The organism is Microbacterium tumbae (assembly GCF_054780175.1).
In genome coordinates, this window is sequence record NZ_BAAGWV010000002.1 from 723,352 (window position 1) to 744,710 (window position 21,359).

At 65.2% G+C, this 21,359-nt stretch carries 20 protein-coding genes; 1 reads left to right on the forward strand and 19 read right to left on the reverse strand.

The genetic code is table 11. From position 1 onward, the window contains the following. Positions 1-6: 6 nt before the first annotated feature. Positions 7-993 (reverse strand): aldo/keto reductase, encoded by a 987-nt coding sequence (locus tag ACYVGQ_RS10865; protein WP_460784628.1) that lies wholly within the window; start codon positions 991-993, stop codon positions 7-9. A 67-nt stretch (positions 994-1,060) separates the two neighbouring features. On the opposite strand from ACYVGQ_RS10865, the gene ACYVGQ_RS10870 reads away from it, so the two are divergent. After that, on the forward strand, positions 1,061-1,492 hold the full coding sequence (locus tag ACYVGQ_RS10870) for a MarR family winged helix-turn-helix transcriptional regulator (protein WP_460784629.1): 432 nt from the start codon (positions 1,061-1,063) through the stop codon (positions 1,490-1,492). A gap of 166 nt (positions 1,493-1,658) precedes the next feature. On the opposite strand, the gene ACYVGQ_RS10875 is transcribed toward ACYVGQ_RS10870, so the two are convergent. The 18 genes from ACYVGQ_RS10875 to ACYVGQ_RS10960 form a co-directional block, all read right to left on the reverse strand. Further along, positions 1,659-2,480 (reverse strand): SseB family protein, encoded by an 822-nt coding sequence (locus tag ACYVGQ_RS10875; protein ID WP_460784630.1) that lies wholly within the window; start codon positions 2,478-2,480, stop codon positions 1,659-1,661. Positions 2,481-2,556: 76 nt separating this feature from the next. Further along, the gene (locus ACYVGQ_RS10880; RefSeq protein WP_460784631.1) at positions 2,557-3,702 is read right to left on the reverse strand and encodes a Gfo/Idh/MocA family protein; all 1,146 of its coding nucleotides are present in this window, start codon (positions 3,700-3,702) and stop codon (positions 2,557-2,559) included. Beyond that, positions 3,687-4,388, reverse strand: a complete 702-nt coding sequence (locus ACYVGQ_RS10885) for a ThuA domain-containing protein (RefSeq protein WP_460784632.1) — start codon at positions 4,386-4,388, stop codon at positions 3,687-3,689. Before ACYVGQ_RS10885 ends, ACYVGQ_RS10880 begins: the two co-directional genes overlap by 16 nt. After that, positions 4,385-6,079 carry a zinc-binding metallopeptidase family protein gene (locus ACYVGQ_RS10890; RefSeq protein WP_460784633.1) on the reverse strand — a complete coding sequence of 565 codons (1,695 nt, stop codon included), beginning with the start codon at positions 6,077-6,079 and terminating at the stop codon, positions 4,385-4,387. Before ACYVGQ_RS10890 ends, ACYVGQ_RS10885 begins: the two co-directional genes overlap by 4 nt. Continuing rightward, the gene (locus tag ACYVGQ_RS10895; protein WP_460784634.1) at positions 6,046-7,188 is read right to left on the reverse strand and encodes an ABC transporter ATP-binding protein; all 1,143 of its coding nucleotides are present in this window, start codon (positions 7,186-7,188) and stop codon (positions 6,046-6,048) included. The genes ACYVGQ_RS10890 and ACYVGQ_RS10895 overlap by 34 nt, the downstream gene beginning before the upstream one ends. Continuing rightward, positions 7,185-7,985 carry an ABC transporter permease gene (locus ACYVGQ_RS10900; protein ID WP_460784635.1) on the reverse strand — a complete coding sequence of 267 codons (801 nt, stop codon included), beginning with the start codon at positions 7,983-7,985 and terminating at the stop codon, positions 7,185-7,187. Before ACYVGQ_RS10900 ends, ACYVGQ_RS10895 begins: the two co-directional genes overlap by 4 nt. Then, positions 7,982-8,872 carry an ABC transporter permease gene (locus ACYVGQ_RS10905; RefSeq protein ID WP_460784636.1) on the reverse strand — a complete coding sequence of 297 codons (891 nt, stop codon included), beginning with the start codon at positions 8,870-8,872 and terminating at the stop codon, positions 7,982-7,984. Before ACYVGQ_RS10905 ends, ACYVGQ_RS10900 begins: the two co-directional genes overlap by 4 nt. Positions 8,873-8,965: 93 nt before the next feature. Next, positions 8,966-10,030 (reverse strand): extracellular solute-binding protein, encoded by a 1,065-nt coding sequence (locus ACYVGQ_RS10910; RefSeq protein ID WP_460784637.1) that lies wholly within the window; start codon positions 10,028-10,030, stop codon positions 8,966-8,968. Positions 10,031-10,085: 55 nt separating this feature from the next. After that, positions 10,086-11,408: an NtaA/DmoA family FMN-dependent monooxygenase gene (locus tag ACYVGQ_RS10915; RefSeq protein WP_460784638.1), complete on the reverse strand. Its 1,323-nt coding sequence runs from the start codon at positions 11,406-11,408 to the stop codon at positions 10,086-10,088. Next, positions 11,398-13,041, reverse strand: coding sequence for a thiamine pyrophosphate-binding protein (locus tag ACYVGQ_RS10920; protein ID WP_460784639.1), 1,644 nt, complete (start codon positions 13,039-13,041; stop codon positions 11,398-11,400). Before ACYVGQ_RS10920 ends, ACYVGQ_RS10915 begins: the two co-directional genes overlap by 11 nt. After that, the gene (locus tag ACYVGQ_RS10925; RefSeq protein WP_460784640.1) at positions 13,038-14,003 is read right to left on the reverse strand and encodes a C-terminal binding protein; all 966 of its coding nucleotides are present in this window, start codon (positions 14,001-14,003) and stop codon (positions 13,038-13,040) included. Before ACYVGQ_RS10925 ends, ACYVGQ_RS10920 begins: the two co-directional genes overlap by 4 nt. Positions 14,004-14,027: 24 nt before the next feature. Beyond that, positions 14,028-14,330: a putative quinol monooxygenase gene (locus tag ACYVGQ_RS10930; RefSeq protein ID WP_460784641.1), complete on the reverse strand. Its 303-nt coding sequence runs from the start codon at positions 14,328-14,330 to the stop codon at positions 14,028-14,030. A 40-nt stretch (positions 14,331-14,370) separates the two neighbouring features. After that, positions 14,371-15,681, reverse strand: coding sequence for an NtaA/DmoA family FMN-dependent monooxygenase (locus ACYVGQ_RS10935; protein ID WP_460784642.1), 1,311 nt, complete (start codon positions 15,679-15,681; stop codon positions 14,371-14,373). Between the two features lie 261 nt (positions 15,682-15,942). After that, a complete protein-coding gene (locus ACYVGQ_RS10940) occupies positions 15,943-17,451 on the reverse strand; it encodes an ABC transporter substrate-binding protein (RefSeq protein WP_460784643.1) in 1,509 nt (502 codons plus the stop codon). 239 nt (positions 17,452-17,690) lie between these two features. After that, positions 17,691-18,575 (reverse strand): ABC transporter permease, encoded by an 885-nt coding sequence (locus ACYVGQ_RS10945; RefSeq protein WP_460784644.1) that lies wholly within the window; start codon positions 18,573-18,575, stop codon positions 17,691-17,693. Continuing rightward, a complete protein-coding gene (locus tag ACYVGQ_RS10950; RefSeq protein WP_460784645.1) occupies positions 18,568-19,659 on the reverse strand; it encodes an ABC transporter permease in 1,092 nt (363 codons plus the stop codon). The genes ACYVGQ_RS10945 and ACYVGQ_RS10950 overlap by 8 nt, the downstream gene beginning before the upstream one ends. Next, positions 19,656-20,453: an ABC transporter ATP-binding protein gene (locus tag ACYVGQ_RS10955; protein WP_460784646.1), complete on the reverse strand. Its 798-nt coding sequence runs from the start codon at positions 20,451-20,453 to the stop codon at positions 19,656-19,658. Before ACYVGQ_RS10955 ends, ACYVGQ_RS10950 begins: the two co-directional genes overlap by 4 nt. Then, positions 20,450-21,340, reverse strand: a complete 891-nt coding sequence (locus ACYVGQ_RS10960; protein WP_460784647.1) for an ATP-binding cassette domain-containing protein — start codon at positions 21,338-21,340, stop codon at positions 20,450-20,452. The genes ACYVGQ_RS10955 and ACYVGQ_RS10960 overlap by 4 nt, the downstream gene beginning before the upstream one ends. Between the last annotated feature and the right edge of the window lie 19 nt (positions 21,341-21,359).

A 21,359-nucleotide genomic window follows, 5' to 3' on the forward strand; every position in this document is an offset into this window, starting at 1 on the left:
CTGAGCTCAGAACCCCGTGGGAGTGCGCGGGGTGTAGGCGTCTTCGAGGCGGTCGATCTCCGAGGGGCTGAGCTCCAGATCGAGGGCGGCGATCGCATCGTCGAGGTGCTGCGGCCTGGTCGCCCCGATGATCGGCGCAGACACGGCGGCTTTTCCCGCGACCCAGCTCAGCGCGATCTGCGCCATCGGAACGCCGCGTTCAGCGGAGATCGCCTCCACGGCATCGACGATGTCCTTGTTGGACGCGGCGTTGAGGCTGCGCCCGAACTGATCCAGCTCCGTGCGCGCGGAGGAACCGCCTGCGCCCCAGGGGCGCGTGACGTATCCGCTGGCGAGCGGCGCCCAGGGGATGACGCCGACCCCTGTGGCGAGCGCATAGGGATGCATCTCGCGCTCTTCCTCGCGCTGCAGCAGGCTGTACTGGTCCTGCATGGAGATGAACGTCGTCCATCCGTGCAACTCGGCGGTGTGCTGCAGCTGCGCGAACTGCCACGTCCACATCGACGAGGCGCCGATGTAACGCGCCTTGCCGGACTTCACGACGTCGTGCAGCGCCTCCATCGTCTCCTCGACCGGGACGGTGGGGTCGAAACGATGGATCTGGTAGAGGTCGACGTGATCCAGACCGAGGCGTCCGAGGGACTCGTCGATGGACCGCAGGATGTTCGCCCGCGAGAGCCCGCGTCCGTTCCGGTGGGCGTCGGCCGTCGTGGGGGCGAACACCTTCGTGAACACCTGGATGCCCTCCCGCGGTCCCAGTTCTGCGATGAGCGCCCCCGTGACCTCCTCACTGGATCCGTAGGCGTAGTTGTTGGAGGTGTCGAAGCTCGTGATGCCCGCCTCGTACGCCCGCCGCACGATCGGGCGCGCCTCATCGATGTCGAGCACCCAGGAGTGACCTCCGCGGGCAGGATCCCCGTAACTCATCATGCCCAGGACCAGTTCGCTGATCTCCAGACCGGACCGGCCGATGCGCGTCGTCTTCACCGTCATCACATTCTCCATTCATCAGTAGTACTGATTAACAGTACCACTGACTATAGCCGTGTAGGCTTGTTCCATGGAGGCGGACGAGCGCGCGGTGCGCGTGCAGAACACGGTGGGACGCCTGTTCCAACGGCTGCGCTCGCAGGCGGGAGGGGCCTCTGACCTCTCCCTGTCGCAGGAGTGGATCATCAGCCTGCTGGAGGGCTCGCCGCGAGGCATGAGCAGCGCCGAACTCGCACGTGCGCAGGATGTCACCGCTCAGACGATGAGCAATGCGGTCGCGGCGCTCATCCGACGCGGGTTCGTCCACGGCGAGCCCGACCCTGCCGACAGAAGGCGCACCGTCCTCTTCACCACCGACGACGGAGCGGCCGCGCTTCAGCGCTCCCGCGAGAGCAAGCTCCGCTGGCTGAGCGAGGTGCTGGCAGACCTCTCCCAGGAGGAGCTGAACGCCCTGGACGAGGGCACGAGGATCATCGAGCGGATCATCTCGGAAGGGCGTTGAGCCGGACGACCGGGCTCGAGATCGCCCTTCGAGAACCACGGCACGATCTCGCCCCCGACCGCGGCTCGTTTCGCAACGCACGGAAGCGTCTCGAGGAAAACCTCCGAAGTGCCTGATCTGCGTCCGCCCGACGCGGTCGACTAGAGTCGCGGCGGCGCAGGCGAGATCAACGGGAGCGTCCTCGTCTGCGAGCCCCGCCTTCGCGGATGTCGTCGCCGATCCACTCCGGGGTCGCCGCGAAGGACGACGGATGCTGCGGATCGAGCACCAGCACGTCGAACTCGTCGCCGATGAGCCGAAGAATGTCGGCGCCCCTGCGCGTCTCGACCTGCACGCCTTTGTCCCCGTAGATCGCGTCGACCCGGTCGGAGTCGGTGAAGGCCAGCAGGACTCGTTCACCTCGACCGTTGACGATGCTGGTCGGGGCGGCGCCGTCGCCCTGCGGATCGAGCACGACGAACAGTTCGGAATCCGCGATCGCCCGCACCGTCGCCGCGTAGCTCCGGTCGTCCCGATCTGCGGCGTATGCATCCGTGGCGGCCTGCACCTGCGGCGCGATCACCGACGGAGCTGCTTTCTCCCCTGTCCGCGCCCGCGGGATCCAGTTCTTGAAGTAGCGCAGGTTGGACAGCGACGTCCACGGGCCCGGGGAATCGAGCACCAGGCCGGCGACATCCTGCTCTGCGAACGAGGCCAGCCAGTCCAATGCCTGCGGCAAGGGCACGGCGAGCACTGTTCCGCGCTCCCCCGCGACCGCCGCCGCCCTCTCACCGGTGCTGTACACCCCGAGCAGCCGCCCGACCCCATCGACCTCGAACCCGCTCGGAAGCGGCCGGTCCAGGGTTCCACGATCGACGAGAAACCACACGGCGAGCTGCGAAGCAGCCTCCCACACGGCCATCTCCGCCTGCGCGTCCCCCGGTGCGGATTCGAAGGCCTCCTTCCGGAGATCGAGCTCTCTGACGGCCGCAGGCGTGTTCTCCCTCACCGTGCCATCCTCGCGGATCCTGCGGGAGACGCGCAGGCGAAACACCGCTCTGAATTATTCGTTCGGGTACAAGGAGTCATTCTGGCTTCCGTCCCTCCCCACCGCTCGCCGCTCGAAAGACCTCGTCGGCTTGCTCCGCCGATACCGGCTCCGGGATCCGAGGCTCGGAGTGCACCTCGACGATGCGTCGCTCACGTGCCGCAACAGTGATCGACTCCATGATCTCCGACACGTGTGCGGCCAGCTCACCGGTCGCGCGGTGCGGACGGCCGCTCGCGATCGAGTGCGCCATCTCCGCGAGACCGACGCCACGGCCTGCATCGACATAGCCCATCGGGGCGTCCGCCTCGATCCATTCCCGCGATGCGGACGTGTACACCATGGTCGGACCCGAGAACTCGTTCGGGTCGGGAACGGACACGGTGCCGGCCGTGCCGATGGGGGGAAGCTGCGAACCCCAGATCTCGAAGGACATCTGCACCGACGTCGTGGCGCCGCTGCTGTGCTCGAGCATTGCGATGACGTGAGTGGGAACATCGGGGTCGACCGACAGGGACCGGCCCGCGTTCGGCCCCGTCTCCACGACCCGCGCTCGCCCCGACGAGTGGGCGAACCCGCTGACCCGCGCTACCGGTCCCAACATCAGCACCAGCGACGTCAAGTAGTAGGGCCCCATGTCCATCAGAGGCCCCGCGCCGGGCTGATAATAGAACGCTGGCTCCGGATGCCAGAGCTCATGCCCTGGCGCACTCCATGCGGCCGCTGCTCCGACGATCTCACCGATGCGCCCCTCGCGCACTGCAGCCCAGGCGGTCTGGACCCCGGCACCGAGCACTGTGTCGGGAGCCGTGCCGAGACGAACCTTGTGCCGCTCGGCGAGGGCGACCAGCCGAGCCGCGTCTTCGGAGCACAATGCGATCGGCTTCTCGGAGTACACGTGCTTGCCCGCCGACAGCGCCGCAGTGGCAATCCCCGCGTGGGCCGCAGGAATCGTGAGATCCAACACGATGTCGATATCAGGCCGGCCGAGCATCTCCTCGAAAGAGAGCGCTTCCACCCCGGCGCCACGCGCGACAGCGTCGGCACGAGCGGTGTCGCGGTCGGTGACCGCGGCCAACCGGAGTATCGGGAGCCTCGGGATCCTCGCGAGATACTGCTCGCTGATCTTGCCGACGCCCACGACGCCCACTCCGAACGTCCGCGGTGTCACCGTGCCGCCCACATCATTCCCCGTTCCATGATCGTGCTCACCGGCTCGCTCCCCAGCACCTCGAGATCGTGACCCAATGTGCAGACGAACACGCGCCCGGCGCCCCACTGGCGTGTCCAGATCGTCGGCGACTCGACCGGGCGATTCCACGGATCCCCCGCACCGGAGGCCTGGACGGTCGTAGCCAGCACGTCGTTGTAGGAGTCGGCCAGCATCCAGTACTGCTCCGTGACGACCTCGAACTCCTCGATGCCCTCCATGATGGGGTGACGCTCGGCCGCGGCAGTGGGCAGAATGCGATGCCGCACGACCCCTGGGACCCGCTCCCTTCCCTGAGGATGCTCCGTCGAGTCCGGATGCGCCGCGAACTGCCCGCCCACGAGTTGGAGGTAGTCCGGCGACGAGCGGAAGGAGTCCACGATGCCCCCGTGCCACCCCGCCAAGCCGACGCCGGCTTCGACTGCATGCCGAAGCCCCGCAACCTCGCTCTCCGAGATCTCAGCCATCGTGACCGATTGGACGATCAGGTCCGCCCCGGCCATCGACTCGGCATCGGCGTAGACTGCGGTGCTCTCGTGCACCTCGATCTCGAATCCCGCGGCGAGGAGCCGGTCACTCATGAGCGCCGCCGTCTCCATCGGCTGGTGGCCGCTCCACCCGCCGCGAACGACGAGCGCGCGACGCAAGCCCGCGGTCATGCGAGACGCTGGCCGAACGCGTTCGTGGTCGGCAGCACCCATTCATAGCCCCGCGGAGTCGTGTGGTACTCCGGCCAGGGCAACTCGATGGGCGCGTCGAAGTCGGGGGGCAGCAACGGCGTGCGGTACTCCGCCGGCGCTTCGGCTCTGCGTCGCTCGAACTCCTCGGTCGACGCCCTGATCAGCTCTGGTTCCTCGATGAGCCGCACCGCCGTCGCCGCAACGATCTGACCGCCGTAGATCCACGTCGGATCGATCGCGCCCTCCAAACCGTTCATCGAGTTGTTGGCCCAGTGGCTGAGCCCCTCAACCTGCTTGAGCAGCGGCTTCGCCGTGAAGAACCGCACAGTAGGAGTGTGCCAGCTGTATTCCGAGTAGTCGTCCGCACCCGTGTGATGCTGCCACGGCGGTAGCGTCCGGCGAATCTGCGCATCGCGCTCTTCGAGGGAGGTGACGCGCTCGAGAGTTCCGATGAAGGGGTCTTCGCTCGGCTCGAATCCCAGCGAGATCTCCAGCTGCCGTCCGAACTCCGCTACGCTCTCGTCGCGCGTGGGCGGCCCGATCTCCACCATGATGTCTTCGAGCGCACGCGCCAGGGTGAGGTTGGGAAGCCCCGGCCGGATCTTGGTGACCCAGCGAGCGGAGACGACCGTGTTCGTGATGGCGGCGACATGCACGGCACAACGCTCGAGCACCTCGTAGATCTGCTCCTGCACGCTCAGCATCGGCACGCGCCACGTGTATTGGATCTGCGTGATGCGAGGCGGCAGGCTGTCGGCAGTGGCGTTGCCTCCTCCGAGAACGATCTCGTTGAGGGACCATGCGCCCGTGCGAGGGAACATGTTCTCGCGCGTCGCCTTGGTGGTCGAGATCATGAGCGCGAGCGCGTCGACGGCCCCCGGCGAACGCACCGTATTGTGCTGACTCGCCTCAGACGAATCGAACACGTCGCACCCGATCCAGGGTTGTTCCTCGGTGCACTCGAAGGTGAACACGACACTGCCGTAGAGGCATCCCGTCAGTTCGCCGACAACGACGTTGTCACTGAGCGGGTGATACGAGATCGCGGCGTCGAGTTGGTCGTAATACCCTTTCGCAGCGTGTACGGCCTTCGACCCGCACACCTTCTCCGCGGGCTCGCCGAAGAAGTGGATCTGAGCATCGAGCCCGTGCCGCTCGAGCACCCGCTTGAAGGCGACGGCACCGGCGAGCGCTCCGACGCCGAGCGCACTGTGAGCGTCAGTGAAGCCAGGCGCCCACGGGTGGAGCCCCTCGCGCGGCTTACGATACGGCACCTTGTCCTGGTTGTAGCCCGGTGAGGCGTCGTACTCGGCGTACATCCCCAGGCTTGGGCCCTTCGTGCCCCATGTCGCGTGGAACGCGGTCGGCATGCCGCCCGACCCCTCCTCGACCTCGAAGCCCTCTTCGCGCAGAAGCTTCACATACGCGGCGCTCGAGCGATACTCGCGCCATGCCGTCTCGGCATAGTCCCAGATCTCCTGATGGAAGGCGGAGTACGCCGGGGCGAGCGCTGACACCTCGGCTAACGCCTCTTGCTGAAGCTCACTCAGTTCCACGTGTGTTCCTTTCGGCCACCCCGTCAGCGACGGAGCGTATCTATTGCTATCAAATGAATTCAGGGGGTGACACCCGGATATCAAGGGATCACGAGCGAGTCCTCGGCGAGCCACGTGACCTTGACCTCATCGCCCTGACTGAGGCGGACGCTCGCCTCAGCGGGGGCGCGCACCACGATCACGTCGTCGTTGCGCAAACGAACCCGCACCCGACAGGCGTCGCCCGCGTAGATGACGGCATCCACGATTCCGTGCAGAACCTCACACCCCTCCTCGACGGAGTCCCCGGGAGCGCTGACCGTCATGCGGTGCGGGCGAAGGAAAAGCGCAACCTCGACCCCTGGCTCGAACGGCTCCGCACTCGAGGGAAGCGCGACCGAACTGTCACCGACCTGAATCGCCCACCCCGACTCCGTCTGCGCCGGAACGCCGTCGAAGATATTCGACTCTCCGAGGAACCTGGCCACGGTCTCATTGCTCGGCGTCGAGTAGAGCTCGGCAGGGGTGCCATACTGCTGAAGCCCGCCTTTGGCCAACAAGGCGATCCGGTCGCTCATCGTCAGCGCTTCCTCCTGGTCGTGTGTGACGTTGATCACCGTGAGACCGAGGTCGTGGCTGAGCGAGCGGATCTTGACCTGCAGAGCCTCGCGAAGCCGTCGGTCGAGGGCTCCGAGAGGTTCGTCCATGAGAAGCAGTCTCGGTTTCGACACGATCGCGCGGGCCAGAGCGACCCGCTGCTGCTGCCCGCCCGAGAGCTGGCTCGATTTGCGCTTCTCGAAACCGACGAGTTCGACTGCTTCGAGTGCGTCCCGCACCAGTCGCGGACGGTCCGCGCGGGGCACACCGTGCCGAGCCAGCGGGAACTCGACGTTCTTCTCGACGGTCATGTGCGGAAAGAGCGCGTAGTTCTGAAACACCATCCCGATGTTGCGGCGATGCACCGGCAGCCGGCTGATGTCCACGCCGTCCAACAGGATCGATCCGCTCGACGCGGTCTCGAAGCCGGCGATGATCCTGAGCAACGTGGTCTTTCCGGACCCTGACGCCCCGAGGAGCGTGACGAACGCTCCCGAGGGGATGTCGATCGACACGCGGTCGACGGCGGTGACGTCTCCATACGCCTTGCCGACGTCTCGGATCTCCAACGTCGCCCCGGATGTCTTCAGATCACCGATCGAGGGTGACAGTCCCGGCCGCAGCGCGGCCATCGTTTCGGTCGTCATGTGCGTACCTTCCGTTTCTTCCGCAATCTTGTCGCGCCGAGCCCGAGTCCGACGATGGCGAGCAAGCCGAACGAGACCAGCGTGACGAGGGTCGCCACCGCTGAGGCCTCCGGCGTCGCACCGCCGCTGACGTCCGCGAACAACTGGACCGGCAAAGTCTTGAACGTGGGTGTGGTCAGGAACCCGGCGATGACGACTTCGTCCCACGAGCTCAAGAAGGCCAGCAGCCCTCCAGAAGCGACGGCGGGAATCAGCCTCGGGAGGACGACCCGCACGAATGCCGATGCCTCGTTCGCGCCGCTGATGCGCGCCGCCTCTTCCACGCTCTTGTCCGCGCCCACGAGCGACGCCAGCACGCCCGTGAACACGTAGGGGACGCCGATCGCCGCGTGCGCGACGATCAACCCGACGGCGGTGCCGGTCAATCCCATGCGCACCGCCAAGATGTAGTACCCGAGCCCGGCCACCACCGTGGGCACGATGATCGGCATCATGGCCATGGCCGTCACCACTCCGGACGGTACGAGGCGGCTGCGCGCAGCGGCGACAGCCAGGAGCAGACCGACCACGACCGCGACGATGGCCGCAAAGACTCCGACGATGGCGCTGTTGCCGAAGACCCTCAGCCAAGACGGATCGGATAGCACGTTGTCGTACCAACGCAGCGTGAATCCCTTGGGCGGAAACACGATGAAGCTTCCTGTGGAGAACGACGACCCGACAACGACCGCGGTCGGTGCGATGAAGATCACCGCGAAGACCAGGCTCAGGCAGATCGCGAACCATCGGGCCCTCATCGTGTGCTCCTTTGCGTCCCCAGAATTCTGCCGATCCCCACGAACCGCGCCGCCAGGAGCAGGATCGTCAGAACGATGACGAGAACGACGATGGCGTAGGTGGCTGCCATTCCGGTATCGAGCACGACCTCGATCTGTTGGATGATCAGAGACCCGACGTAGATCGACTTCGAGCTGCCGAGGATGGCGGGAGTGATGTAGAATCCGATCGACATGATGAACACCAGCACCATGGCCGCCACGGCACCGGGCAACGACAGCGGCATCGTGACGCGCCAGAATGCACTCACGGGGCGGGCGCCCATACTCTGGGCGGCGAGTTCGAGCTCGGGTTTGATCGAGTTCAACTGGGTGTACAGCGTGAGCACGGCGAACGGGGCCAGCACCTGTGACATACCGACGTAAACCGCGAAATCGTTCCGGATCAACGGCAAAGGGTCGCTGATGACGCCGAGATCCATCAGGAAGGTATTGATGACACCTGTGTTGTTCAAGAGTATCTGCCATGCGTAGGTGCGGATCAGCGAGCTCGTCCAGAACGACGTGAACAGCGCGATCAGCAAGATGATCTTGATCACGCGGGGTCCGCGAGAGAGCACCCATGCATACGGATAACTCACAGCGACGCAGACCACGGCGACGAAGAAGGCCATACGCAGAGTCACCCACAGCGAGGTGAGGAAGACGGAACTCTGCAAAGCGTCCACGTAGTTGTGCGGGCCGGGGTCGGTGAGGCTGCGCACCACGATCACCACGATGGGCATCAAGAAGACGAGCAAGCCGAAGATGAGCGCAGGTGCGGTCAGCGCTGTCCAGAAATCCGCGGGCGGCCGTCGGCGGTGTGATTCACTCGCTCCCGCACGCTGAGCGATGGTTTCGGTGTTCACGGTCGAATGTCTCTCATTCGCTATTCGGGTACGACAGTCGCGGAAGGGCAGTGCTGCGGTGCGGTGATGACCGCACCGCAGCACTGCACGCGGTCACTCGCTGATCCAGGCGGTGATCTTCTCCATCACGCTTTCTGTGTTGGCTGTCCACCAGTCCATGTCCAGGACGATCGGCGCCTGGTCTCCAGTGCCTTCATGAGCCGAAGGGATCCAGTCAGCCCACTTCGCGTCGGAGCTCACCGGCGCCTTCGGGTTGATCGGCGAGTAGGCGATCTCCGAGGCGATCGCGCCCTGATTGTCGACGATGTACGCAACGAGCTTCTGCGCGGCCTCGAGGTTGGGGGCACCCTTCGGAATGAAGATGTAATCCGCCATCTCGATCTGCTGGCCCCAGACGGCGTCGATGGGATTGCCCTCGTCCGCGGCGATCGCAACGCGGCCGTTGTAGCAGATGCCCAGCTCTGCCTCTCCGGAGGACACCCGATCAGCGCACTCGCTGTCCGACGCCAGCACCTCGGTCTGATCCTTGATGCCATCGAGCACGCTCAGCGCTCGGTCGACATCCAGCGGGTACAGATCGTCACGAGACACGCCGTCATAGAGCAGCGCAGCCTCGAGGACGCCGCTCCATGCACTCGCCGTCATGGGCAGCACGCGGCTGGCTTCGATGCTCGGGTCGAAGAAGTCCGACATACTGGCCGGCACGTCGGCGCCAGAGAACGAGTCGGTGTTGTAGGCCAGCACGAAGGAGAAGACGAACAGCGGGACCGCCTGCTTGTACGCCGGGAAGTACGCGTCGTCGAATGCTGCGCAGTCGACGACATCGCAGTCGATGTCTTCGAGGTACTCGTTGTCCTCCACGCCCTGCGTCGTAGCGCCTTGCACGACGTCCCAGACCACAGCACCTGCATCCACCATCTCCTGGACCTTCGCCCAAGAGGTCGAGTCGTCGGTCACGACCTCGATTCCGGACTCCTCTGCGAAGGGCATGAACCACGCCGCGTTCTCCGCGTCCTCGCCCGTACCGCCGTAACCCGCGTAGGTGACGGTGCCACCGGACGCGGAGCCGTCGGAGTTCTGGGATGACGGAGCGCAGCCCGCCAGAGCGAACAATGCGGCGGCCGTCACAACAGCAACGGTCAGTCTCTTGCGTATCATCTACATGCCTTTCGTCGGGGTGGAACTCATGGTGCAGTGGTGTGTTACGGGAGTACTAGAAGTCCAAGAGATTCTGAGTGAACATCGGATGCGCGTATTCGGTACGTGTGAGTCCGCGCCGTTGGAGCGCCGGCACGAGGCCGTCCGTCACCTCGGCCAGGGTCTTGCGGTTCAGTTCGGGCGAGTTGAAGAGGAAGCCATCGCCGCCCACTTCCTGCATGACCTCATCCATCTGCGCCGCCACGGACTCGGGCGTTCCCACCAGGTCCACGCACCCGGTGTGCACGCCGAAGGCGCTCGCCCCGGCCTCGCGCAGGGTGAGACCGCGATATCTCTCGACGAACTGATCCAAGGACTGCTGATGTCCGTTGGTGCGCAACTCGCTGTCTCCGAGCACGCTGTCCAATGAGAACGCGGAGAAGTCGATGTTCGTCACTTTGGAGAAGTGGGCAAGCAAGATCTCTACGTTCTCCTCGGCATCCTGCCGTCGCTGCGCAAGGAGATCTCGGGCATCTCGTTCCGTCCGCCCGATGATGGGGCTGACGAGGAAGAGCACCTTGCACTCATCCGGATCGCGCCCGGCCTGGACCATCTGAGTGCGAACATCTTCGCGGTAGCGTTTCATCTTTTCCACGCCGTTCACGTGCGTGACGATCGTGTGCGCATGAGCGGCAGCGAATTGCTTGCCACGGGGCGAACCGCCCGCCTGCGCGATCGCGGGACGTCCCTGCGGAAGGGGGCCCGAGTTGAGCGGCCCACGCACGGTGTAGTACTCGCCACGGTAATCGAGCGTGTGGACTCGTGACGGGTCGGCGAACCTTCCGCTGGCCGGATCCGCGACGATCGCGCCCTCTGACCACGAGTCCCATAGACCGTTCACGACAGCCATGTACTCATCCGCCATGTCGTAACGCACATCGTGCTCGTGCTGATCCGCCATACCGAAGTTCTGCGCCGCCCTGGTAGAGCTCCCGGTGACCATGTTCCACCCCACACGCCCTTCCGAGATCTGATCGAGCGTGCCCAGCAGCCGCGCGAGAATGTACGGCGGGTACGCGAACGTCGCGAGCGTGGGAACGACGCCGAGGCGGGTGGTCGCCTGCAGCATGATGTTCGCGACGACGGCGGGATCCTGTCGAGGCGTCGCGATCGCGTTCTCGAGGTAGATGCTCATCGAGCCTCCCCACGCGTCAGCGACGTAGGAAGAGTCCTCTATCAGCACGTAGTCGAAGCGCGCGCGTTCGAGGGCCTGTGCCAGATCCCGTGGAAGATCCGGCTTCATCCAGTCGCGACCGATCGCGCCTGTGAAGGGCTTTCCCCACGCCTGCGGACTGGCCCCCTCGAAGAACCATCCCAAGTGGAACATGTCAGCGCTCATCGGAGATCCTGCTCTCGATCAGGGGGCGTCCTACGGACGGCAGCACGTAATGGACAAGTGTCGGACCCGCAGCGGCCAGCGCCTCCCGCGCCGCCGAGCCCAGATGCTCGGGAGTGTCGACGCGGACATAGGCCACTCCGACCGACGCCGCGAACAAGGCAAGGTCCATTCCCCCGGGTTCCACCGCGACGGGCGGCATGCCCGCATCGATCATGTTCTGACGGATCTCAGCGAATCCTCCGTTGTCGACCACGAGCACGGGAAGAGAGAGGTTCAGCTGAGCGAGCGTGATCAACTCCTGGAGGCTGAACAGGAATGCACCATCACCGACGATCGAGACGACGGGCGTCTCAGGGCGAGCGAGTTTAGCCCCTATCGCGGCCGGGAGCGAATAGCCGAGCGTCGAGTAGCCCGTGGTGACGATGTAGTGGCGCGACTGCGCGAACTGCCAATACGGTCCTGTCCCCAGGTACGAGACCTGCGAACTGTCCCCTGTGATGATCACCTCACCAGGCAGCGCCGCCTGAAGCACGCTCTGGATCTGCTCCCACGCCGCGGTCACAGGAGCCACGTCGTCGAGAACCGATCGACGTGTGGATGCCACCACCTCGCGCACCGCCGCGTCTGACCTCTCCGCGACCGCGGCAACCAGCGCCTCACAGAAGAGGGTGGCGTCGGAGAGGACCGCAACACCAGCGCGCACGTTCTTGTGAACTTGTGCAGCGGAGATGTCCACGCGCACGAGCGGGGCGGTGACGGCCTCGTACAGGCCGGGGTTGCCGAGCTCCGTGCCGACCGCGATGATCAGACCCGCTTGACGCAGCAAGGGGGCGACGGCGTCATAAACCGCGAACTCGCCGACGGCGAGAGGGTGCCGCTCATCGAGACACCCCTTACCGAGAGTCGTCGTCACCACTGCGGCGTCGATCTTCTCCGCCAGCGCCGTCAATGCGCTGGCGGAGTCCACCGCGCCACCGCCGGCGACGATCACGACCGGGCCGTCGGCCTCGGCGACGAGCCGCGCGACCTCGGCGATCGTGTCCGCCGCGGGCGCCGGGGGCAGAGGCGGGGTCCAGAGCACGGCTGGGTCGCCGTCCTCGGCAGACCAGTGAGCCTCCAGGACGTCCAAGGGCACCTCGATGTGCACCGGTCGAGGGCGCTCTATGCACCACCGGGCGAAGGCCTCGTGGACCGCGTCGACGGCTGCACGAGGGGATCCCGGTCGAACACTCCGATCGGCGATGTCATCCATCGCCGATCGTTGATCCTTCACCTCATGGAGCCAACCGATGTCGCGGCGTTCGTGTCCGCGCGGGATGCCGGGGGTGATCACCAGCATCGGCACGGAGTCGGCGTAAGCGTTCGCGATCCCTGTGATCGCGTTCGTCAGGCCCGGACCGGAAGTGGTCACGACGACGCCCGCACGCCCCGTGGCACGCGCGTAGCCGTCTGCCGCGTAGGCGGCGCCCTGCTCGTGCCGCGGAAGAACGTGGCGCAGGCGCCCCTGGCTGCGCTGGATGCCTCGGTAGATCTCGATGTTGTGAGTGCCGGGGATGCCGAACACGGTGTCCACACCGTTGGCGATCAGGGCCTCGATGAGGGCCGTGCCTGTCGTGCGTGCATCGGCTGTCATAGTTGTGCTCCGTTGATGATCGATATGAGGTCTTCTCCGCGCGACCAGGCGATCGCATTCCTCACGGGGATATCGCGATACCGCCGGGCGGACGAGGAGGAGTGATAAGCGATGTGCGGTGTGACGACGACCCTCGGGTGACCGATCAGGGGATGACGATCAGTCGGAGGCTCGTGCTCGAGGACGTCGAGTGCCGCGCCCGCGATGTGGCCGCTGTCGAGCGCTGCCCGGAGCGCGCGCTCGTCGAGCAGCGCGCCTCGGCCCACGTTGATGAGCACGCATCCCTGCCTCATCCCCGCGATGGCATCGGCGTCGAGGAGGTGGTAGGTGCGGGGATTCAGCGGGACATGCAGCGAGACAGCGTCGCTGCGCGCGAGCAGTGTCTGCTTGTCGACGAGCTCCGCGCCAGGAGGCGCTTCCTCGAGATACGGATCGTGCACGAGGACTCGAGAGAAGTGAGGCCCGAACTCCTCGACCAGTCTTCGGCCAATGTGTCCCGCACCGATCACACCGAGCGTCTGCTCGCTCAACCGAGGGGACGCGGCCGGCTGATATTCACTCCAGCCTCCCTCTTGCACCGCTCGATCCGACGCCGTGATGTTTCGTATCACAGAGAGCAACATGCCGAAGGCATGCGTCGCCACTTCCTCAGCGGCGCTGTCGGCCGGAATGCTCGTCACGATGATGCCCCGTGCGCTCGCCGCGTCCACGTCCACCATATCCGCGCCCATGGAGGTCAGCGCGATCAACCTCAGGTCCGGCAACGCATCGATCGTTGCCTCGTCGATCTCGGTGAACCCATTGACGATGACGCTTGCCCCCATCCCCTGCTGGACAACAGAGTCGCCGAGCAGGGGATCGAGGTAGCCAACCGCGAGACCCGCCGCCTTCAGGGCCGATTCGCTGGCGGAATCACGGGGCACGTCGGTGAACAAAACCCGGCGCATGGAATACGAAGTCATGGCGTCACATCAGGAGAACGTGAATCAGAAACCACCGACGAAACGCTCTGCGTGGTCGACCACAGGATCCGCCGAGTAGAACGGCGTGACCGAGTCGACGAAGGTCGTGAAGTCCGCCGAAGACGCGAACCGGTCGACGTGGTGTGCGATCGACGTCCATTCGATGAAGAGCCAAAACGTCTCCGGCGCCTCGGCAGAATGCAGCATCTGGAAGTCGAGGCAGCCCTCCTGCCGCTTGAACAGCGGGATCGAGGCGAGCACGGCGGACTCGAAGTCGCTCTCCTTGCCTTCCGCAACGGTGAACTTGGCGATTTCCCAAACGGACATGTCTTTTCTCCTCATTTCTCGGTGGCGGGTCGTAACAGGCTCAGAACGCGCGCAGGTTGTCGCGCAAGGTCTCGTGGGCATACACAGAACGCGTGAGGTTGCGCTTCTGCAGTTCGGGCACGAGACCGTCGATCACCTCGGTGACGTACCTGCGTGTAGGAGTCAGCGAGGTCAAGAGGAAGCCGTCGCCGCCGACCGCAGCCATGATCTCCCCCATCTTCTCCGCAACCGTCGCCGGCGATCCGACCAGCGCCGTGTCTTTGTCACCCGCCCAGGCACCGATGGCAAGATCACGCAGTGGACGGCGCGATTGCACCATGTCGTTGAGTTGTCCTTGGTGACCGTTCGTCGTCAGATCGAGCGGGAGCGGTTCGTCCGGGTCGTAGGCGGCGAAGTCGATCGAGGTCACGCTGGCGAGACTGCTCAAGCCGAAGTCGAGGAGCGACTCACGCTCGTCCTGGATGCGCTTGGCCCGCTCGACGGCATCGGCATCGGTCTCACCGAGCACGGGCTCGGCGAGGAACATCACCTTGACGTCGTCGGGGTTCCGCCCGGCCTCAGCGGCGCGCGCACGGATGCCTTCGCGGAGCGCTTTCATGCGCTCGACAGAGCCTCCCGTCGCGATGACGGCGTCGGAGTGCCGCGCGGAGAACTTCTGTCCGCGCGGGGAGACGCCTGCCTGCAACAGAACGGGATGACCCTGCGGACCGGGAACGGTGTTCAGCGGCCCGCGAGTGGAGAAGTGCTCGCCCCGGAAGTCGATCGCATGCACTTTCGAGGAGTCGACGTAGTAGCCGCTTTCCTGGTCCATGACCAGGGCCCCCGTGTCCCACGAGTCCCACAGCGCCCGCACCGCCGAGATGAACTCGTCCGCGAGGTCATAGCGGTCATCATGCGGTGGCTGCGCGGGGAAGCCGAAGTTCTGAGCGGCGCGGTCGTTGCTACCGGTCACGACGTTCCAGGCGGCACGTCCGCCCGAGACATGATCGAGCGTCTGCATCAGACGCGCGAGACGGAACGGCTCGACCTCGGTGGTCGCCACCGTCGTCACGATGCCCAGCCGGCGGGTCTGCTGGCTGATCAGGGTGGCCAGGACCGCGGGATCATGCTTTGGCGCGCGCTGTCCATACTTCAGGTACACGTCCATCGAGGCGCCATAGACGTCGGGCACGTAATTGGAGTCCTCGAGCATGATGAAGTCGAACATGCCGCGCTCCAGGTCGCGGGCCATGTCCACGTAGAAACGGCCGGTCATCCAGTCCGTCGATGATGTTCCCGCCCACATTCGATTCCACGCCGGGGCACGAAAGCCGTCAACGAACCAGCCAAGGTGAAACTGCTGTCCAGTCATGAATCTCCATTGCTCGTAAGAACCGCAGTGATATACAACTGCGTCGATGTTTCTCCGGGGCTTCCTCGTGTTATCGCGTTTATTTCGCCACTCGATCAGGAGATGCCTGCTTGCAAAACCCCAGTTCCGCGGTTTTTTCTCCGGGCCCCTCCCGCGATAACTCCACCCTTATCGGCCGCCCTGGCATCGCGAGCGACCGGATCCGAGGGGTGGGAGAGCGCATCGACCGATCCCTCCCACCCTTGCGCATGCATCCAGCCGTCAGTCGCGGGTGATCTGCGTCAGGTCGAGGTAGTTGTCCGTACGCCAGACGAACCCGCTGATGTCATCGGCGTAGGCGACCGTTGGCTGGATGTGCAGCGCATAGTTGATCGGATTGGCATCCAACAGCAGCTGCTCGGCTTTGGCCCACATCCGCCCTGCCTCATCGGAGAGCTGATCGGGCACCGCCTCCGCAGCCTCCTCCGCCGCGTAGTACATCTCGTCCTCCCAGTCGGCGAAGTTCGCGAACGATCCCGGCTGCGTGAACAGTCGCATGACATAGCTCTGCGTCTGGGTGATCGCGTAGTCGCGCATCATGAACGCCTGGAACGACTTCGCTGTGATCCCCTCCCAGAGAGAGGCGTTCGACACCTTCTGGATCGAGATGTCGAATCCGGCGTCGGCGGCACGCGTCTTGATGAGAATGGCGGCGGCCTCGAGGTCCGCGCGACTCGAGTCAATCGTCAGAGTGAAGGAAACGCCGTCTGCGTGCCCCGACTGATCAAGCAGTTTCTTTGCGCGATCGATGTCGTAGGCATAGCCGGTGAGCCCCCCGTCCGAGTAGCCAGGTGTGCCGGGCTCGATCGGTCCGTACGGCACCTTCGATGCTCGACCATGGTAGACCGACTCGATCAGCTCGTCGTAAGGGATCGCATAGGCGAACGCCTGCCGAACGGCCACATCGTCGAACGGCGCGGAGGTCGTGATCGTCGGGATCAACAGCCATTCGTTCGGTGTCTGCACCAAGGGGACGGTCACGCCTTCTTCCCCTTCGAGAGTCGCGACGTCAGCGGGAAGCAAGCCCATAGCGATGTCGATGTCTCCTGCGCGCAATGCGGAGAGCTGTGTTCCTGCGTCAGCGATGAGGGTGTAGCGGAATTTCTCGGCGCCGGTACCGAGGTCCACGGGGAAACCGGGGCTCTTGATGTAGTCGATGTACTGGTCCTCGCGGTAGTCGTCGACCATATACGGCCCGAACCCGTAGTTCGGTTCGGTGTCCGACCACTCGATCGCGTACGGATCGTCATCGCTCTCGTGCTCCTTCAGCAGCGTCGAGTCATAGATGCTGCCGGTGTAGTCGGACAGCAGAGCAAGCAGCTGGGTGCCGAAGGACGCGCTGGGGATCGTGATGGTGACCGTGCTCTCATCGACCTTCTCGATCTGCTCGGCACTCGTGAGCACCGGCGAGGTGACCGCGATCGTCGTACCGGCGGGTGACGCGAACTTTCGTTGATACGAATAGACGACGTCGTCGGCGGTGAGCGGATTGCCGGACGAGCTCTCGATGTCGTCACGCAGATGGAATGTGTAGACGAGACCGTCGTCGCTGACGTCATAGCTCTCAGCGAGATAGGGCTCGAAGGAATACACATCCTGACCGCTGACGTACTCGCCCTCAGCGGGAAGATACGACTTGCGCACCAGCCCCGCGTGCAGATTGCCGAACAACGTGCCGTCCTGGCCGGAGTCGGGTGTGCCCCACTTCGTCCCCAGGGCACTCACACCCACGATGACGGGTACATCGTCCGCACGCGGGGCTTCATCCGGCGACGGCCCGGCGCATGCGCTCATGACCACGGCCGAAACGAAGGCGACGGCGAGGGCTGCGAAGCGACATGGTGATGTTCTACGAGTTCTCTTCATGACGTGACCTCTCTAGGTGTTGGAGTACGACCTGCAGCACGCGCAGGCCTCTCGGATGGGATTACACAAAGACGGCGGTGCCGACCGAGGGACGATGCCGGCGATCACAGACGTCGCAGATGCGCGGGCAGCCGGCTCACGACCAGTCGGCGCAACAAGTTCATCGCGACGACGGAGACGATCAGAGCCGCCGACGGGAAGACAACCGACCACCAGCGTCCGGCCGATGCGTCAGCAGTGCCGCTGGAGATCATCGCCCCCCACTCCGCCCGCGGGGGCTGGATGCCGACACCGAGAAAGCCGAGCGCGGCGATGATCATGATCGCGTTGGCGAACAGCATCGGCCAGTTCTCCAGCAGCGGCCACAACGACCCCGGGAGCACGCGTGTCATGGCGATGTTCGCCTCGGACCGGCCCGCCATCCGCGCCGCGTCGATGTACCCCTCACGGCGCACCCGCAAGACCTCCGTCCTGACCAGGCGGGCCTGAGCAGGGCTGAGGATGACGGCGATTCCCCACGAGAGGACCAAGGGGTCTGTGCCGAAGATCACGACGATGACGAGTGCAGCAACGGTGAGAGGCACCGATTGCAGGAGATCCACCAGGCGCAGAGCGCCACGGGCGAGAACGCCCGCGGTCCGACGACGATGCTCGTAGAAGCCCAAGATGGCACCGACGACCCCGGCGATGATGACGACGAAGGTGCTCGACATGATGCCGACGCCGAGATCAATGCGAGCCGCCGCAACCGTCCTCGAGAACACATCGAGTCCCGCCGAGTCGGTGCCGAACCAGAACTGCGAGCCCGGCGGGATCGACGGTGCGCCGGCCACACGCTCAGGCGCAAAGGGAAGCAGATTCCACGGAAGGAGGGCGAGCACGAGCATCGCAATCGACGGCGCGATCATGAGCCCCTCTCTCAGCCGCGCCGCCCACCACCGCGCAGCGCGTGCGCCGTCGATCCTCTCGAGTGCAGCGATCTCACTCATTGCCTGCTCCTTCAGCCCGCCTGCGTGGATCGGCCACCCCGATGAGGACGTCCGCGAAGAGGAAGACGACCATGCTGATCGCGGCGTAGATGATCAGGAAACCGCGGACGACCTGGTAGTCCGCATTGAGCACCGCTCCGATCGCATACTGGCCAAGGCCGCCCAGCCCGAAGAGCTTCTCGACGATGATCGTCCCACCGATGATCAGCCCAGCCATGTTCGCCATCGCGGCGATCGACGTGGGCAGCGCGCGGCGCACGACCGCCATCAGCACCGACCACCGCGAATTGCCGACGGAGACCCGGAACAACACATCGGACGCATCAGCCGCCGAGATCATCGCGGGGAGCATGACCCGCAAGACGATCGGCGTGTAGCAGATGACCAGAACCAGCACGGGCAACCACAGGTGCTGGAGCATGGACCAGAAGACGTCCCCCTCGCCCGCGACGATCGCGTCGACCAGAGGGAAGCCGGTCACTGACGGTGGCATGTCGTACTGCGCACCGATGATCCCGAGCGGCGCGGGTGCGATCCGGAGCATGGTGTAGAAGACCAGGATTCCAAAGACTCCCAGAGTGAAGTCAGGGAGGACTCCCGCGGTACCGGTGAACCCTTTCGTGAACACCCCGACGACTGAGCTCGGCCGGACTGTCGCTGCCAGGGCCAGCAGCAGGGCCAGCAGGAAAGTGCACACCATGGCGAGCACCGCGAGCTGGAGGCTCGTCGGCAGCCGTTCAGCGATCTGGTCGACGATGGGGACACCGTCAACGATCCCCGATCCGAAATCGAGCACGAGGAGGCGAAGCAGGAAATCCGCCAGCTGCACCAGGATCGGGTCGTTGAGGCCCAGCTGTTCGCGCCGCACTGCAGCGTCCGCCTCGGACATGAACCCGCCGGACGCGACCGCCACGGGATCGCCGGGGATCAGCTTGACGAGGAAGAACACGAGGATCGCGAACGCGAACAGCTGTATCGGCAACCAGAGGACTCGCTTGATCCACCAGGCATTTCCGGGCCAGAGGCGAACCGGGTGCGCGCGCATACCCACCGAGCCAGGTGTTCTCTCGGCGATCGCAGTCATCGCCGTCCCTCCAGCTCGCGATAGCTGTCGAGCAGTTCGCGCGTATACGCGTGACGGGGCTGGGTCACGAGTTGCGATGAAGGGGCTGTCTCGACGAGGTCCCCCCGATACATCACCGCCACCTGCTCACAGAGAAACACCGTCGCCGGCAGATTGTGGGCGATGAAGACAAGGCCGACGCCCGAGCTCACCGCGATATCGTGCAGGGTGTTGAGCACCTCCGCTTGGACCGAGACATCGAGCGCCGAGATCACCTCGTCACAGATCAGATACCGTGGCGACACGAGGAGCGCACGGATCAGAGTGAGTCTCTGCCGCTGCCCACCGGACAGCATCGATGGATCACGGTCCAGGACCCGCCGGTCGAGGTGGAAAGCCGAGACGAGTTCGTCAAGGCGGCTCTCGAGCGCGTCATGATCCAACCTCGGCCGAAGCCCCAGCGCGGGGCGCAACACCGACTGACGTGATCGTGCACCCGGCTCGAACGAGCTGCCGACGTCCTGCGCCACGAACTGAACGTCGCGGCGGAATTCGCGCAGAGTCTTCCGCGTGCGGACGAGACGCCGGACATCAACGCCTCCGTAGCACACGGCACCGCTCGTGGGCTCGGCGAGGCCGCACAGCATGCGCGCGAGAGTCGACTTCCCCGACCCGGACTCGCCGACGATGCCGGTACGCACACCCGAGTCGAGACGCAGCGAGACGTTGTTGACCGCAATCGTCTGCGAGCCGGCTCCTCGGAACATCTTGGTGACACCGCGCACCTCCAGTCCCTTCTGACCGAGCGCGCTCACCGCTCCTCGCCCCCGCGCGCCGTCACGGTCACGAGCCGATCTTGACGGTAGGAGTCGAGGGAGGGAACGCATGCCAGCAATTGCCGCGTATACACCTCCCGCGGATCCGAGAGGAGACGCCCAGCCGGACCGTGCTCGACAAGCAGCCCGGCGCGCATGACGGCGATCGCGTCGGCGTACGAAGCGACGAGCCGCAGGTCGTGTGCGATGACGACGAGCGTCGTCGCTTGCTCTCGGGCCGATTCGACGAGCAGTCGCATCGTGAGCGTCGCCAGCTTCACATCGAGGGCACTCGTGGGCTCGTCGGCGATCAGCACCCGTGGTCTCGAAGCGAGCGCGAGAGCGATCAGCGCCCGTTGACGCATGCCGCCCGAGAGGTCCCCCGGCCGCTGGCGCAGCTGCTGCTCGGGGGCGACGAATCCCACGCTCTCGAGCAGCCGTACCGCCTCCCGGTAGCGCTCGCCGCGGCGCCTCCTGCCCGATACCGGACCGCTGGAGTCCCTGCGGCCCCGCGGATAGCGGCGCAATGCTGCGGTCAACTGGCTGCCCAGCGTTGCGACCGGGTCCATGGATGTCATCGCATCCTGGAAGATCATCGTCACGCCGGAGACGGATCTCGGGATCACCGCGCGCCGGCCCGGATACGCCGCCGAACGCGATTCACCCGCAACGTCGAGATCGCCTGAGACAACCTCACCGCCGAAATGCGGAAGGAACCCCGCGATCGCCGCCGCAAGCGTTGACTTGCCAGAGCCCGACTCGCCGACGATCCCCAGTACCGTGCCGGGCGCGACCTCGAACGACACGTTTCGCACCACCGGCTCCCCTCCATAGGACAGGGTCAGGTTGTCGGCACGAATCGAAAACGGGCGAGGGTCGTTCTGCACGGGGCGTCTCCTGGAGTTC